The organism is Exiguobacterium sp. HVEsp1 (assembly GCF_002009685.1).
In the GTDB taxonomy this organism is placed as follows: Bacteria; Bacillota; Bacilli; order Exiguobacteriales; family Exiguobacteriaceae; genus Exiguobacterium; species Exiguobacterium profundum.
Map to the genome: position 1 here is coordinate 2,409,966 of NZ_KV917367.1, position 15,428 is coordinate 2,425,393.

The 15,428-nt window shown below is 51.6% G+C and carries 16 protein-coding genes; 1 reads left to right on the top strand and 15 read right to left on the bottom strand.

Annotated elements, in window-relative coordinates; genetic code table 11:
• Nucleotides 1–140: 140 nt before the first annotated feature.
• Nucleotides 141–869, bottom strand: coding sequence for a DUF3784 domain-containing protein (locus BV910_RS12285; RefSeq protein ID WP_078147548.1), 729 nt, complete (start codon nt 867–869; stop codon nt 141–143).
• Nucleotides 870–966: 97 nt separating this feature from the next.
• Nucleotides 967–2,208 carry a UDP-glucose dehydrogenase family protein gene (locus tag BV910_RS12290; protein ID WP_078147549.1) on the bottom strand — a complete coding sequence of 414 codons (1,242 nt, stop codon included), beginning with the start codon at nt 2,206–2,208 and terminating at the stop codon, nt 967–969.
• Between the two features lie 104 nt (nt 2,209–2,312).
• On the opposite strand from BV910_RS12290, the gene BV910_RS12295 reads away from it, so the two are divergent.
• Nucleotides 2,313–2,573, top strand: coding sequence for a hypothetical protein (locus BV910_RS12295; protein WP_031422447.1), 261 nt, complete (start codon nt 2,313–2,315; stop codon nt 2,571–2,573).
• 145 nt (nt 2,574–2,718) lie between these two features.
• Here BV910_RS12295 and BV910_RS12300 read toward each other — a convergent pair whose 3' ends face one another.
• From BV910_RS12300 to BV910_RS12360, 13 genes are read right to left on the bottom strand one after another with little or no spacing between them, the layout of a single operon-like run.
• Nucleotides 2,719–3,135, bottom strand: coding sequence for a GNAT family N-acetyltransferase (locus tag BV910_RS12300; protein ID WP_078147550.1), 417 nt, complete (start codon nt 3,133–3,135; stop codon nt 2,719–2,721).
• Nucleotides 3,135–4,073, bottom strand: coding sequence for a glycoside hydrolase family protein (locus BV910_RS12305; RefSeq protein WP_078147551.1), 939 nt, complete (start codon nt 4,071–4,073; stop codon nt 3,135–3,137). The genes BV910_RS12300 and BV910_RS12305 overlap by 1 nt, the downstream gene beginning before the upstream one ends.
• Nucleotides 4,070–5,044, bottom strand: a complete 975-nt coding sequence (locus tag BV910_RS12310) for a glycoside hydrolase family protein (RefSeq protein ID WP_078147552.1) — start codon at nt 5,042–5,044, stop codon at nt 4,070–4,072. Before BV910_RS12310 ends, BV910_RS12305 begins: the two co-directional genes overlap by 4 nt.
• 39 nt (nt 5,045–5,083) lie before the next feature.
• Complete coding sequence (locus tag BV910_RS12315; protein ID WP_078147553.1) at nt 5,084–5,782, bottom strand: WbqC family protein; 699 nt, start codon at nt 5,780–5,782, stop codon at nt 5,084–5,086.
• 14 nt (nt 5,783–5,796) lie between these two features.
• Nucleotides 5,797–6,777 (bottom strand): glycosyltransferase, encoded by a 981-nt coding sequence (locus tag BV910_RS12320; RefSeq protein WP_078147554.1) that lies wholly within the window; start codon nt 6,775–6,777, stop codon nt 5,797–5,799.
• Nucleotides 6,778–6,819: 42 nt separating this feature from the next.
• The gene (rfbB, locus tag BV910_RS12325; protein ID WP_078147555.1) at nt 6,820–7,872 is read right to left on the bottom strand and encodes a dTDP-glucose 4,6-dehydratase; all 1,053 of its coding nucleotides are present in this window, start codon (nt 7,870–7,872) and stop codon (nt 6,820–6,822) included.
• The gene (gene rfbA / locus BV910_RS12330) at nt 7,778–8,749 is read right to left on the bottom strand and encodes a glucose-1-phosphate thymidylyltransferase RfbA (protein WP_078147556.1); all 972 of its coding nucleotides are present in this window, start codon (nt 8,747–8,749) and stop codon (nt 7,778–7,780) included. The genes rfbB and rfbA overlap by 95 nt, the downstream gene beginning before the upstream one ends.
• Nucleotides 8,746–9,867 carry a DegT/DnrJ/EryC1/StrS family aminotransferase gene (locus tag BV910_RS12335; protein WP_078147557.1) on the bottom strand — a complete coding sequence of 374 codons (1,122 nt, stop codon included), beginning with the start codon at nt 9,865–9,867 and terminating at the stop codon, nt 8,746–8,748. The genes rfbA and BV910_RS12335 overlap by 4 nt, the downstream gene beginning before the upstream one ends.
• Nucleotides 9,868–9,893: 26 nt before the next feature.
• Nucleotides 9,894–10,871, bottom strand: a complete 978-nt coding sequence (locus BV910_RS12340; RefSeq protein WP_078147558.1) for a glycosyltransferase family 2 protein — start codon at nt 10,869–10,871, stop codon at nt 9,894–9,896.
• Between the two features lie 14 nt (nt 10,872–10,885).
• Complete coding sequence (locus BV910_RS12345; protein ID WP_078147559.1) at nt 10,886–11,998, bottom strand: polysaccharide biosynthesis C-terminal domain-containing protein; 1,113 nt, start codon at nt 11,996–11,998, stop codon at nt 10,886–10,888.
• Entirely contained in the window at nt 11,962–13,221 is a 1,260-nt protein-coding gene (locus tag BV910_RS12350) for an ATP-grasp domain-containing protein (protein WP_240499855.1), read from the bottom strand. Before BV910_RS12350 ends, BV910_RS12345 begins: the two co-directional genes overlap by 37 nt.
• Nucleotides 13,130–14,365 carry a glycosyltransferase family 4 protein gene (locus BV910_RS12355; RefSeq protein WP_240499856.1) on the bottom strand — a complete coding sequence of 412 codons (1,236 nt, stop codon included), beginning with the start codon at nt 14,363–14,365 and terminating at the stop codon, nt 13,130–13,132. Before BV910_RS12355 ends, BV910_RS12350 begins: the two co-directional genes overlap by 92 nt.
• Nucleotides 14,366–14,370: 5 nt before the next feature.
• The gene (locus tag BV910_RS12360) at nt 14,371–15,414 is read right to left on the bottom strand and encodes a polysaccharide biosynthesis protein (protein WP_078147561.1); all 1,044 of its coding nucleotides are present in this window, start codon (nt 15,412–15,414) and stop codon (nt 14,371–14,373) included.
• Between the last annotated feature and the right edge of the window lie 14 nt (nt 15,415–15,428).

Sequence of the window (15,428 nt, forward strand, 5' to 3'; positions counted from 1 at the left end):
AGACCCAGCAGTGACGCAGTCGCGATGCGGCTCCCTGCTTGCCCCTAGGAAAGCGAGCCGTGTCCGGGTTGGGCATATAAAAGACATTAGACCTATACTTTGTCTACAGTCTGGAACACTCGCGTTGAGTGTCCCTTTTTTCAGCGTGAACGAATGTCCTCATATAACTGCCTCGTTTCTTTAAACGAAGACTGATTGAGATAGATTGTTTTGTCTGACCAATCGAGTCGGATCACCGGCTCGACATCACGGTCGATAAAGAGGAGTACATCCTCCCCTGCTTCCGTCCGAAAATGTCCGGTCAGACGTGTTCCCGTATCTGCTCCGTTCGTTCGACGCGCGATATCCGGCAATGTCGTCCATGTCACGTCTTCCACTTCATCAAACGGGACCTCACGACCATAACTGCCTTCAATCACGATCGCTTCATCCGTCACGATCACCTCAGTCGGTTGACTGAACCAAAATAGGAGCGCCGGCACACCGACGAGTAATACGACAGAGACGATGATGATCGGAATGAGACGTTTTTTCCCATCTGGCCTCAAGCGCCCCGCTCCATCGTAGATGTTACCGTCATAGCGCTGCATCCGCCAAAGCATCCCGACAATGAATACCATCAGGGCGAGAAAGAACGGCTCGAGCGGAACGTTCCAACCAGACAGTTCGATGAGCGCAATGATGAGAAAAAGCGCACTAATCCCGTAACACATCCAGGCAATCAGTCGCGCCACTTTTTTGATGTCGACCCGCTCCTGTTTCTCTTTCGACATTGTATTGTATCCAGAGATGAAGTGATACCAACCGAGCCTGTCAACCGCGAAGCCTAACGCGATGACGATTCCTGCTGCTAGAATGAGAATCCACATATGCCTCGCCTCCTCTCCTTTCTATACGTCATGACTGCTACAAAAGATTCACGTCTCGCAAAAACAGGACCGCCTATATGAGCGGTCCTGAACAGTTTTAGTTTGAAGTCGGTGTGTTCGACGGACGTTGCATCCGTCCGATTCCTTCGTATGACACATCGCCCGGATCGCGTGCGAACTTCCATGCGTTTCGTGCATCGATCAATCGACGCTGGCGCATGCCGTTGAAAGCATCCGGTGCCAAGTTCACAATCTCATCCCATTCTGTGACGAGAATGGCATAATCGGCTCCCTTCAGCGCCTCTTCAACCGTCGTCGCTTGTGGATAGTCCCACGTCGCAATCGGATCATACCCGATGACGTCCACGTTACGGGCCACCATGTGGTGAGCGAGTAGAATTGATGGGGCATCTCGCATATCGTCCGTTCCTGGTTTAAATGCCAAACCAAGGATAGCTATGCGCATATTCGGTTCAACGTTCAATTTTGAGAGCACGTACTCGATTTGCGTCTCATTCACTTTCGTCGCCGCCCGGATGACACGTAGGTCGATCTCGTTTTCACTCGCGACGTGTAGGAGTGCGTTCATGTCTTTCGGGAAGCACGAACCTCCGTACCCGATGCCCGCGTTCAAGAACGAACGCCCAATTCGCGGATCGAGTCCCATCCCGTCCGCAATCGTCGAAATGTCAGCGCCAGCTTGATCGGCTAGACGCGACAAGTCGTTCATGAAGCTAATTTTCGTGGCCAAAAAGGCGTTCGAGGCGTATTTGATGAGTTCTGCATTGATCGGTGTTGTACAGATGAGCGGAACGCCAAGGCGTCCGTAGATTCCTGCCAACTCTTCTGCGACTTCGAAGTTTACACACCCGATGACGACACGGTGTGGTTTCATGACGTCTGCGAGCGCGCGTCCTTCTTGTAAAAATTCAGGTACAATCGCAAACGTATGAGAGGGATACATGATGTTCAGTAAATCGGTCGTGCCGGGTGGGACCGAGCTACGAATAACGATTTTATGCTTCGTGTTCAGTTCCGACAAGACTGCTTCGATATAAGATAAGTCACAGCTTCCATCAGACTTGCTCGGTGTCCCGACCGCAAGAATCAAATAGTCGACCTGCTCCGTATCCGCGATTCGGCTTGTCAGGGTGATCTGGTCGGCGTGCTCTTGCAACACCTCTGCCATGCCTGGTTCATGGAATGGCGGGTGTCCACTCATGAGAAGACGTAGCTTCTCTTCGTCCGCTTCAACCCCGATGACGTGATGACCGGCTTTTGCCAAACCACAAAGTGTAGCCAATCCAACGTATCCTAAACCAATAATTCCAAATTTCACATCAGTTCCTCCTTCAATCATCTTTTATAAGCGTACCGAAACACGCCGAAGAAGTGAAGCTTCTAACACTCTCTCGATGTTCTTTGCTATAATGAGTCAAAATGATGGGTGAAAGGACAAACCGCATGGGCTTAATCGCTTTCTTCTTAGTGACATTGTTCGTTTATTTTTGGCTTCCGGTCCGGGGGGGACTGAAAACCTTTTTGCTAGTCTTGATCATGGTGAGCGGATGGCTCTCCATTTTTGAACTCGTCTCGATTCTCGAAGCCCGTCCATGGGTCATCGCACCAATCCTGATCATCGTTGGATCGGTGATTTGGAAAGTACAACGCGACCGGAAACGAGAGCTCAAGAAAAGTGTTTGACCTCGGTCAGGCGCTTTTTCTTTTTGTCGTATTCGATAAAGCTTATCAGTTTCCTGCATTCATCAAAAAATCCTCGTACGATGGACGAGGATCAGCTTTGGTTTGTATTTAACTTTCTTATTCTAAAATACGAGAGAGATGCGTTTCATAATATACTCTCCATGATGAGCACATCATCGATTCGGTCGAGCTCGCTGAAGCCGTGTCGCATGTAGAAGGCAATCGCCCGTTCGTTCATTGCCTCGACGTGCAAGTGAATCTTCCTTTTGTTCGTCTCGATTGCTTCTTCGCATAACGCTTCCAATAAGGCGTGCCCACTACCGGACGGCGCTTTCGGCAACACGCAAATATGGCTGATGAAGACGATGTCCGTATCCATGTATGCTGCGATTAGCCCGACGAGACACCCGTCATTCCAAATTTCATATGACGTCGCCCGTTCGTAGAGCTTCAAAGCGTATGGCTCTAGCGCCACCCGCTCCGACAGCTTGGTCGGGAACAGGTGATCACACGCCTCAAGATGCGCCACATAGTCAGAGACCGTCCCTTGGTCGCGAGTCATCATACGTCCTCCAAAATTGCGACACCAAATCCATGTCGCCCAAACTCGTTCCCGTTATAGAGAAGATAGTGCCGACCTCCCCACTCGAAGACATGCGGATAACACTCCATGTCCGCGTCCCACCCGTCGGAACTTCGCTCGAATCCGAGCGCCGCATCATCCCGCGTCCAGTCCAACAGATTTTCCGAATTGGCGTAACCTAATCGATATCCGCGTAACGGGTCGGTTCGAAAGCCGAAGGTGTCCCGAAAACAGAAAATCATATGGTAACGTCCGTCCGCTTCGAACACGGTCGGAAGCGCCTGACTCTCGTCCGCAATCGTATCCGAAACGATTCTTCCGTGACGCTTGAACGTCTGTCCATCTTCTGACGTGGCGAGCGCAATCTTATACGTTCGTTCCTGGACGCCATCCGGCCCCTCTTTCCATGTCGTCCCGTAAATGTAATACATATAGTATTGTTCCCGTGTGACGACAAAGGGGTCGCCGACGAGAAACGGTTCCTCGATGCTCGCCGATAATACGGGCCCGTCTCCGAGCCGTTCGAACGTCTCTCCCTCGTCCCGACTGACAGAGAGGCCAATCCCCGTTTCGACAGCTACCGAGTCACGACGGCTCCAGCCACTCGTATAGCCATAGAGCCCATCACGCGTCCGTGTGACGTGAAATGGGAAGATCCCGTGTTCGTCGAACGTCCCCCGTTTTCCAAGGGGGATGATCTCATCTGTGGACACGTCGATGATGTCGAAATCACGTGTCATGTCCACGTATCGGACGTGGCTTTTGAACATGTCACCGTCCGGTTCACGGGTCGAGAAATAGATGCGCACAAAATCCTCGAAGACGAGCGCCTGAGGGGACTGGGCGAACGAGGAGTACTCCCCGAAAAATCCGTACGGCGCCGGGTCGAAGATGTGTCCGAGTTTCTTCCACTTCATCTCGCTCCCTCCTTGCGCTCCGCGATGCCGAATCCTTCTCGTCCGACTTCATTCCCCAAGTAAAGTAAATACCGTTTCCCGTTCAACGTGAACGTATGGGGGTAGGCGACCATCTCGTCATCGAATCCTGATTCTGTCCGCGAGAACTTCATCACGTCATCGTCACGCGTCCAATGGAGGAAGTCCGGAGAAGAGGCATATCCGATTCGATACGTCCGCTCGGGATTTTTCCGATAATCGGTCGCGTCGCGGTAACAGAAAAACATATGATAGCGTCCATCCTCATAAAAGACGTCTGGACTAGCCTGCGCTTCATTTGGAAGTACGCTTTCAATCAAATCACGTCCCGCTTTCACCCACGTGACCCCGTCCTTCGACGTGGCCAGCCGAATCTTATACACCGGTTCCGGACGTTCGCCGTCCATGATCCACTCTCGTCCGGCGATATAGAACAACACCCACGTGTCATGGAATCGCCGAATCTTCGGTCCGCTCAAGATGAAAGGTTCGTCTAGCGTATACGATAGGATCGGTCCTGGACCGACGCGCTCGAACGTACGTCCACCGTCTCGACTGATGGCTTTTCCGATATTCACATTAAATGGAACGGACACCGTACGCGTCCAACCCCCGTAATAGGCATGCACCTCATCCCCGACCTCAATCGCCGAAAACGGATAGACACCAAACTCGTCGAACGTCCCACGTGCACCGAGCTCCAATATTGGTCGTTCACTCACCCGAAGAATCGAGAAATCCTCTTTTGCGACATCCACATACCCGCTGTGACTGACGTATCGGCCATCGATTGGTTTCGGTCGACAGCTGAAATAGATTCGCAAATAGGTATCGCGTTCCAACACACAAGGTCCTTGTGCGAACGCATCCATCCAGTCGAGTGATGCGTCTCGCTGAGGGCTGAAGAATAGACGTCGATTGGTCCATTCAAATGATGTGTTCAACGTGTTCATCCCCTTTCCTCTAATCGTTGCGTCCTCTGTCTCGCCCGATTAGACGAGCGTATAGGCATGGAGCAATTCACGCACTTTCGTCTTCGAATTGAACATCAAGACATCGATGATGGACAAGTTGGGTGTGAACGGATGTCCAAATTGAGCATATTCCACCGCATCCATCTGGATAAAATCAAGCGGCACCCCGGATCCCGCGAAACGCTGTTTGTCATAAAGTTCCTGTCCGCCAATCGCATTGATGTAATGCGAGGTACGCAAATGATGACAAATCTCGAGTACCAGTTGTTCACACTTCAGTGACTTGTCGTAATCGAGCGAGGAGGCGACCAATAATTCCGTATCCATCTCGAGATAATCACGCACTTCCGTCAATAACGTTTCTAGATAAGTGGCGACATTGCGTTCTTCATTTTTAATGATTCGTTCCACCATCGGCATGACGTCGGCATAACTTGGTGCACGTTGATACGCATGGTGCAATAAGCGCAGTTGATAGCTCTCATGAACCGGATCGAGAATCCGCTCATGCTCACGGATTGTACGATGTTGTGTCATATGATCGATTTTCAGATGGATCGGTTTGATGTGTCCCTCGACCAAAATACGGTTTCGATGAATCCATCCTCGTTTCGCAAATTGCACATGGTCCAAGATGACGAACTGGTCCACCGCGTTCATCAATTGAATATAACCGAGGTATGGGAAGTAGTACGGCTGCATGATTCCTAATTTCATTTGAGCCGCCTCCCTTAGCCGAGCTGGAACGAGCGCATGCGAATCAACCACTCCATCAAGTGCGGATGTCGTACCATCAAGTAGGGACGTAGCCGCTCTCTCCCGACGAAACGCTCCACATATTGGTCATATCGGGGAGACTTCAGCGCTTTAAAATCTCGTCGGAGCCGATGCAAGCCGACCTCGAACGATAAGCGAGAAATTTCGATTTCTTGATGAAATCTGCCATCCGTATAGGAATCGAACGCATCCATCATTCGGATGAATGCCTCCATCCGCTCAATATCACGCTCCCTGTTTCGTTGACGCCACTTGGTGGTGACCGATCCGGACACACCGAATCGGTATACGCTCATCACCTCAGGCATGTAGTAGGCGTAACCTTGGCTTGCGACGTGCAATTTTAGCGCGCCATCAAATGCGGGTGTATCGCCAATCCAATCTAACAGATCGTCTGTCAGTCCATTCCGGTACAGCATGGACATCGTCGGAATGAAGCCGAGTAGCTGTAACTCCCCGGCATGATAGGACCGCGGCTCCGTCGAGGCATACTTTCTGTTTTCAGGCATCCACGGGATGACGCGCCATCCGGTATGGAGTGTGTCGTCCGTTTCGACATACGCGTCATGAAAACAGAGCGTACAGTCCGGATGGGCTTCCATATAGTCGATTTGTTTCTGCAACTTGTGTGGGTCGGTCCAGTAGTCGTCCCCGTCACAAAGGGCGATGTACTTGCCACGCGCCCTCTCTTCGTTCAACAGATTCACCATGACCCCTTGAGAATATTGGTTTTCCGTTTGATAGATGACCCGAATCCGGTCCGGATGTTGTTCTTCATATTCGCGCACGATGTCCGCCGTCCGATCCGTCGAGGCATCCTCATGAATCAGGATCTCGAATTCAAAATCCGTTTCCTGCATCAAGAATCCTTCAATCGTTTTGGCGATGTACGGTTCGTGGTTATACGTGATGCAGTCGATGCTGACCATCACCATGTCGATCCCCTCCTTTCCCCGGGATGATAGAACGACTCAGACTTAGGAAGAATAGATGTCTTGATAATAAGTTTTATACGCTCCCGAAACGATGCGCTCGACCCATTCCGGATGTGACCGGTACCATTCAATCGTCTCTTCGATTCCTTGTTCAAAACTGTAGCGTGGCACCCACCCGAGTTCGTCTTGCATTTTCTTCGCGTCAATGGCATAACGGCGGTCATGGCCAGGGCGATCCGTCACGAATTGGATGCGGTCATCAGGTAAGTCAAACGCTCGTAAAATCGTTCGGACGAGCTCGAGGTTCGTCTTCTCGTTATGTCCGCCGATGTTATAAACTTCTCCGACCTGCCCCTTTTGTCGAACGAGATCGATGGCTTCACAGTGGTCTTGCACATGTAACCAATCCCGGATATGTCCTCCGTTCCCATACACCGGAAGCAGTTGATCGGTCATACAATGGTGCACCATGAGCGGAATCAGTTTCTCGGGGAATTGATACGGACCGTAATTGTTGCTGCAACGGGTGATCTTAATCGGTAAGCCATATGTCTCATGATAGGAACGAACGAGCAAATCGGACCCGGCCTTCGAGGCAGAATAAGGACTGTTCGGGGCGAGGGGGGTCTCTTCTGTAAAGAACCCCGACTCCCCGAGCGACCCGTATACCTCATCCGTCGAGACATGGACGAAACAGACGTCATCTCGGTATTCTCGACTGTATTTATCGTCCGGATCCCGTTTCCAATGCCGCATGGCCGCGTCGAGCAACACTTGTGTACCCAGGATATTCGTCGAGAGGAACAACTCCGGCTCAAGGATACTTCGGTCGACATGCGATTCCGCCGCAAAATGCACGACTTCGTCAATCTCAAAGAGAGAGAACAGTTCATCAATCGCTGGACGGTCACGGATGTCTACTTTCCGAAACACGTAGAGCGGGTCGTGCTCGAACGCTTGGACGTTCTCTAAATTGCCGGCATAGGTCAACGCGTCGACGTTAAGGATGCGTGACGTTGGATGTTTGTCCCGAAAGTGTTTTATGAAATTTGAACCGATGAACCCGGCTCCGCCAGTCACTAGGATTGTATGCATGGGTCTGTTCTCCCTCCTCTAGAAGCGATATCAAATACTGTCCGTAATCGGTCATCTTGAGCGTCTGACCGATGTCGACCAATTGCTCTCGTGTGATGAACCCACGACGCCATGCAATCTCCTCCAGACATGCGATGTAATAACCTTGCCGTTCCTGTACTGTCTGTACGAAAATGGAGGCTTTAATCATCCCTTCAGGTGTCCCGGTATCGAGCCATGCCATCCCGCGACCGAACAAGACGACGTTCAACTCGCCTCGTTCCAAATACATTTGATTGATCGACGTGATCTCGAGCTCGCCGCGTGGCGACGGCTTCACTTGTTTCGCAAACTCGACGACTTGATTGTCATAAAAGTAAAGCCCCGGTACCGCATAATTGGATTTCGGGACCGCCGGCTTCTCTTCGATGGACAAGACGCGTCGATCCGCATCGAACTCGACGACACCGAATGCCCGTGGGTCTTTGACCGGATACCCGAACACCGTCGCGCCTGACTGCCGCTCTTTCGCATCCTGTAAAAAGCGCGTCAAGTTCGGTCCATAGAAGACGTTATCCCCTAAGATGAGGCAAACCGAGTCGTCCCCGATGAACGATTCTCCTAATATGAAAGCATCCGCGAGGCCGACCGGACGCTCTTGTACTTGGTACGTAATCGAGATTCCAAGTTGATGCCCGTCACCGAACAGTCGCTCATACCCGGAGATGTCTTTCGGGGTCGAGATCAATAAAATCTCCTTGATGCCGGCGAGCATCAGCACCGACATCGGATAATAGATGAGGGGCTTGTCATAGATCGGCAACAGCTGTTTCGAGACTGCTTTCGTCATCGGGTAGAGACGCGTCCCGTTCCCACCCGCTAGAATGATTCCTTTCATCGTTCATTCCCTCCTTCAAGGATTACGTCACAAATGCGGTCGATCATCTCCATTGTCATGTCCGGATAGAGCGGTAACGTGATCACCCGATCCGAGACGTACGTGGCGTTCGGTACGGATGCGTCGAATGCGTAGCAGGAAAAATCGGTCACGAGTGGATAAAAGTACTTCCGGGCGAGAATCCCATGCTGCGCTAAGGATGCCATCATGTCATCGCGTGCCGCTCTCCCTTTCTTGACGAGAACTGGATAGTACGCATAGTTGGACTCCGTCCGTTCATCCCGAAGGTTCAAGCGTAGAAACGAAGCGTCCGCTAAACGGGTGTCGTATCGCTCGACCAAACGTTTTCGCTTTTCAATGTCGGCATCGATCCGTGGGAGGTTGCACCGTCCCATCGCCGCCTGAAACTCGTTCATCTTGGCGTTGCCCCCGACCGATTCGACGGATTCTGGTCCGGTAATCCCAAAGTTGACGGCTTGATGAATCGCTTCGACGTAACGGGCATCCCGGAACGTGAGCGCACCACCCTCAATCGTGTGAAACACTTTTGTCGCATGAAAGCTGAACATCGTCAGGTCGCCGAACGTCGAGACGTCGCGCCCGTCTTGCCGGACACCGAACGCGTGCGCCGCATCGTAGAGGACATGAAGTCCATGGCGTTTTGCGAGTTGTTCGATCGCCTCCACGTCACATACGTTCCCATACACATGAACAGGTAGGATAGCCGTCGTCCGTTCCGTGATCAACGCCTCGATTTTGTTGACGTCAATCGTGTAGTTTATCGGGTTGATGTCACAAAAGACAGGAGTGATCTGTTTTCGGATGAGCGCATGCGTCGTCGAGGCGAACGTGAATGGTGTCGTGATGACCTCACCCGTTAACCCGAGCACATCAATCGCCGTCTCGAGGGCCAGGTGACCGTTCGTCAATAAGGAGACGTGCGGGACGTTTAGACGCTGCTCTAACTCTTCTTCTAACGCTCGCACATGCTCGCCACGATTGCTCAAGTGACGCGATTCCCAAAGGGGGCGAATCATCTCGACATACGTCTCAAAATCCGGCATACTCGGTCGCGTGACGGGAATGATGGCATCTGTTTCTACATTTGAACCACTCATGGTGAAATCGCCCCTTTTCCTTTCGTTCACGCGAATGCCCAATTTCGTATTTTAATGAGCCATTCTGTTACATGTGGCTGCTTGATCATCAGGTAAGGTCGGATTCGATCGATTCCGACGAACCGATTCAGATACGCGTCATATCGAGTAGAACGTAACGCATCATACTCTCCCTTCAATCGGTGGAGCCCCACCTCAAAGGAAATCCGTGACAACTCCAGCTCCTGATGGTATTTCCCATCGGTATAGGCATCAAATAAGTTGATGAACCGAATGAACTCCTCATGTCGCTTCACGTCACGTTCGACATTCCCCTCGTTCCAAATGGTCGTCGCCGACCCTTCGACCTCGTAGCGATAGACACTCATCACTTCCGGCATGTAGTAGGCGTATCCCCTGCTCGTGATATACAAGCGAATCGATGCATCTCGCGCCGGCGTCTCTTCGAGCCATCGCGGGGCGTCACGGAAATCGTTCACATACAACATGGACATCGTCGGAACGAACCCGAGTAACTGCAACTCACCGGCGTCATACGTCCGGGACACGGATGAGGCGAGCTTTCGATTTTCCGGCATCCATGGAATGACGTGCCAATTCGTGTGGAGCTTCCCACCTATCTCGACATACGCATCGTGGAAACAAAGCGTACAGTCCGGATGGGCTTCCATGTAGTCGACTTGTTTTTGCAGTTTGTAAGGGTCCGTCCAATAATCGTCCCCGTCACATGTTGCGATGTATTTGCCGCGTGCCCGCTCCTCGTTCATTCGACCGATGAATACACCTTTTGAATATTGATTCTCCGTCTGATAGATGACATTGAATTTTTCAGGATATTTCTGAACGTATTCCCGGATGATGTCTGCCGTCCGATCCGTCGAGGCGTCATCATGGATCAGAATCTCGACCTCGAAGTTCGTGCGCTGTGACAAAAAGCCTTCAATCGCCTGAGCGATGTACTTCTCGTGATTGTATGTGATGCAGTTGATGCTCACCATGACCATGATGAATCCCTCCTTTATGAGACTTCCGCGTCTTGTGCGACAGTGACTGGATAGGTGTCCGGTTGACTCGCGTCGAACGGCTCGTTCACCCACATCACCGTCACCAAATCTTTCACGCCCGTGTTTTCGATATGATGGACGTAACCTGGCGGAATCTCGATGACTTCAAGCTGTTCTTCACTGACATGGAACGAGATGATCTGATCTTGGTCCATCAACCGGAGCCGAATCACGCCTTCACCGCTGACGACGATGAATTGTTCATGTTTCGATTCATGCCAGTGCTCCCCTTTTGTGATTCCGGGTTTGGCCACGTTGACGGAGACTTGACCACGATCAGGCGTCTTGAACAGTTCTGTGAACGATCCCCGCACGTCCTGATGCATCAAGAGAGGCGTGACCATCCGTTCTTTCGGCAAGTAACTTAAGTACGTGCTGTATAGCTTTTTCGTAAAAGGATCCGATACATCCGGTACTCCTCTAGCCATTCGGACAGCTTCAAACGATTCAATCATTCGGGCGAGGTCGAATAATGTGATCTGGCGTGTCGGGACGTCTGAATCAGTGCTTTCTGATTTATGCAGCGCCCCTACAAACGATGCGACGACGTCATCGACATGGGCGAGCGTCAACACATGATCGGGATGTGTGACCGTGATCTCCTCTCCTCGTGCTATCTGATAACAAAACGTCGTGACCGCACTGTTATAAAAAGGTCGCCCCCATTTGCCGAACAGGTTCGGGAGCCGATATATGTGAACCGGTGCCCCGCTCCGTTGACCGTACAGTCGCAAAATGTCCTCCGCTTCTCGTTTACTGTTTCCGTAAGGATTGTCTTGAGTCGCTTGAATCGATGAGGCGAAAATGACGGGGACCGGATTATAGGACAGCAATTCGGTTGCGATTGCCTCGGTCAAGTCGACGTTTCCGGTCGTGAATTCTTCGACTCGTTCGGGACGGTTCACTCCGGCCACATGATAGACGGCGTCCGCTCGACGCAGATAGTGGCTTCGTTCCATGGATGAGGTCGAACGGGTGATCGGGAGGACGAGATGCCCAGCCCGCTCCAAGGCGTGGACGAGGTGTCTGCCTAAAAAACCGTTCGCACCGGTGACGACGATGTCCATGATTCTCCCTCCGTTTCTTCGGTCGACTTGATGTGAAGTGCCAGCCATCGCTCGGGATGTTCGACGAGTCGAAGCATCGTCTCGACGTCTTCAAACTCTAGAATCAAACTACCGAGTGCTTGATTTGCCCCTTCGAAGCGCGGGACCACATCTCCGACGTTATAATAGATGTTCGCTTGTCGAATCGTATATGCGTCTTCATCGAAATGGACGCCCATGAATCGCCCCGTTTCTTGACTGCCGATGATGAAATAGGCAGACGGTACGGTCACTGGTTTCATCTCGATCGTCACCGGCATCCCGAGTGCGACATCAATCGTCGCCTGAACCAAGTCGACGCCTGTCGCTTGTTCGATGATTTGTGGGATGTAATTCCCTCCGTTCCGTGGACCGATATCCATCAGATAGACGTCTTCTCCTTTGACGAAGATGTCGAAGTTGAACGTCCCTTGCTTGAAGCCGACTTCAGTCAACATGCGTTGCAACGTCTGATGGACTCGCTCAAGCACGTGAGGCGGATGCACACTCGAAAAACTCGCACTGATCGGGGCGAACGGGTTGACTCCGTTCACATTGAAGTGTCCGTTTCCGAAACAACGAAACACCAACTCCCCGTCGACGACAAACCCATCACCACCTATTTGATAGCCGTCTCGCGTGATAAACTCCTCCACGATCACTTCCTGATTAAACGACATCGCAAAGGCGGATCGTAGCTGAAGACGAAGCTGCTCGTCGGTCCCATTTTTACGACTCCACTTGCTGATTCCTTTACTCCCAGAGGCGTCGGCCGGTTTGATGATATATTCACCTGCTCGCTCCCGTAACGTGTCGATCGCCGTTTCCAGTTCAGTGAACGCAAAGGCTTCCGGGACGGCAAAGTCATGTCGCTGTAGGAATGTTCGAAACTTCGCTTTATTCGTCAACGTTTCGACCGTTTCAAGCGAGTTCGTCGCCAATCCGAGTACCTCTCCGACATAGGCGGCCGTTCGCGCCGCCGGATCAGAGGCATAGGCGACAATCCCATCGATGCCTTCCTCTCTCGCGATGGCGAGGACCGCCTCCCAATCAAGGGTGCTCGTACAGTAATAGCAATCGGCCACGAGTCGACCTGGATTATCCGGTAAATAGTCACAGAGAACGGTGAATATCCCTTGTTGTTTCGCTTTTTGGATGATGGGAACTTGATGCATCGCTCCCCCGAGCAACAGCAGCTTCAGCATGGTGAGAATCTCCTTTGCGATAGAGTGGTTGGAGTAAGTCGACGTAGACGGCAGCCGTGTTGGCGTTCAGTCGTGGCGTCACGAGTTCTTTCGATTGCTGTCCGTGAGCTGTCAATCGTTCGGGATGGTCGAGATAGTGTTTCAGTTCGGTCACGAGTGATGCCACGGTCGGTTCGCATTTGTAACAGTTGATTCCTTCGTGAAGATGACGCGCGACGTTGTTAACGTCATGGCTGACGACGATACCCATCCCGGACGCGCAGGCTTCAATGATGCTGAGATTTCCGTTCGAATAGGTCGCCGGCAACACGAGAATATCTGAACTTCGGTAAACGAGATTCAACCCGTTCCACGACTCGATTTCGTCAAGGAACGTGACGTCCGTCAATTGCTCATCCTCGATATATCGACGACATGCATCCGCGAGATGTCCGTCGCGATTGAGCGACATGGAAAGGTTCGGATATTCTTCTTTCAAGATTCGATACGCTTCTAAGGCGACGAGCGGTTGATAACGTTCAATTAAGCGATTGGCAAACAACAGATGAATCGGATCGTTCGGTCCTTTCTGACGTAACGGGTGCAACATGTGCGTCTCGATATCGATTGGATAAGGGACCGAAACGACTTTCGCAGAAGGAAAACCGAGTTCCTTGATAAATTGATTGCATGCGACGTTTCCCATTCCAAAAATCAAATCAGCCCGCTGGAACAAATGATGAATCCGTGTCGCCTTGTGCAAGCCGTTCTCGCTTGTCAATAACGTCGATTCTCCGCTCGTCTCGCCCCGTACGTTTCGAATCGGCTCGCTCATGACGACGACGCGCACCCCGAACAGTTTGACGATCTGTAAGAGCAGGGCATGAAACGGGGTGAAACCGGCCAGTAGCAAGATATGCGGTCGAAATCGGATGAGTTGGAGAAAGACGTCGAGCGACAGATAGTTCGTCTTTTTCGAGAAATAGGAGCCTTTCAAGACGCGACAGCGTTTACCGAGTGGGATGACCCACCAGTCAGGTCGCTGATTGGTGATTTGTTTATAAAACCAAAACTCGGTATCCATATGCTCATGAAGCACATCAGCAAATTTCACTTGATACGGGGAAGCGATATTGGATAAGAAGACGAGTCGTTGTCTGGTCATCACACTCACCCGATTCGTTTTGCGGAAGCAGGAATCGTCCATTTCGCGAGTTCTTCCTGGATGTAAGGTAACGTCAACAAGAGTTCCTTCACTTCTTCCACATCGAGCTGTCTCGTATTGTTCGAGTTGTACTCACCTTGAGCCGTCAGCTCCTGGCTGCCTTCACTGAAGTACTTCTCGTAGTTCAAGTCTCGATTGTCGGCCGGGACGCGGAAGAATCCCCCCATGTCCTCGGAGACGACTTTCTCTTCTCGGGTCATCAACGTCTCGAACGCTTTCTCGCCGTGGCGGGTCCCGATGACTTTGATGGGAAGATCGACCCCGAACAGTTGTTTCACGGCTTCCGCGAGTACACCGATCGTCGAAGCCGGTGATTTTTGGACCATGATGTCACCGGCATGCGCATGATGGAATGCGAAGACGACGAGCTCGACCGCATCGGCCAGGCTCATCAAAAAACGTGTCATGAGCGGATCGGTCACGGTGAGCGGCTCCCCTTTTTTAATTTGTTCAACGAATAATGGGATGACCGACCCACGCGAGGCCATCACGTTCCCGTAACGGGTCCCGCAGATGAGCGTCCGGTCTGGTCCGACCGCACGGGCCTTGGCGACGAAGACTTTTTCCATCATCGCTTTGGAGATTCCCATCGCATTGATTGGGTAGGCCGCCTTATCCGTCGAGAGACAGATGACCTTCTCCACCCCCGCTTCGACGGCGGCATTCAAGACGTTTTCCGTACCGAGAATATTCGTCTTCACCGCTTCAATCGGGAAAAACTCACATGAGGGAACTTGTTTCAGTGCCGCCGCATGGAAGACGTAATCGACGCCATACATGGCATTTTTGATGCTGTTCGGGTCCCTTACATCACCAATGTAGAATTTTAACTTGTCATGATGATAGCGATTGCGAATGTCTTCTTGTTTCTTCTCATCCCGTGAAAAGATGCGAATCTCTTTGATGTTCGTATCGAGGAATCGCTCCATCACGGCGTTGCCGAACGATCCCGTCCCACCCGTGATGAGCAATGTTTTGTTGGAAAACATAAGAAGGCTCCTTT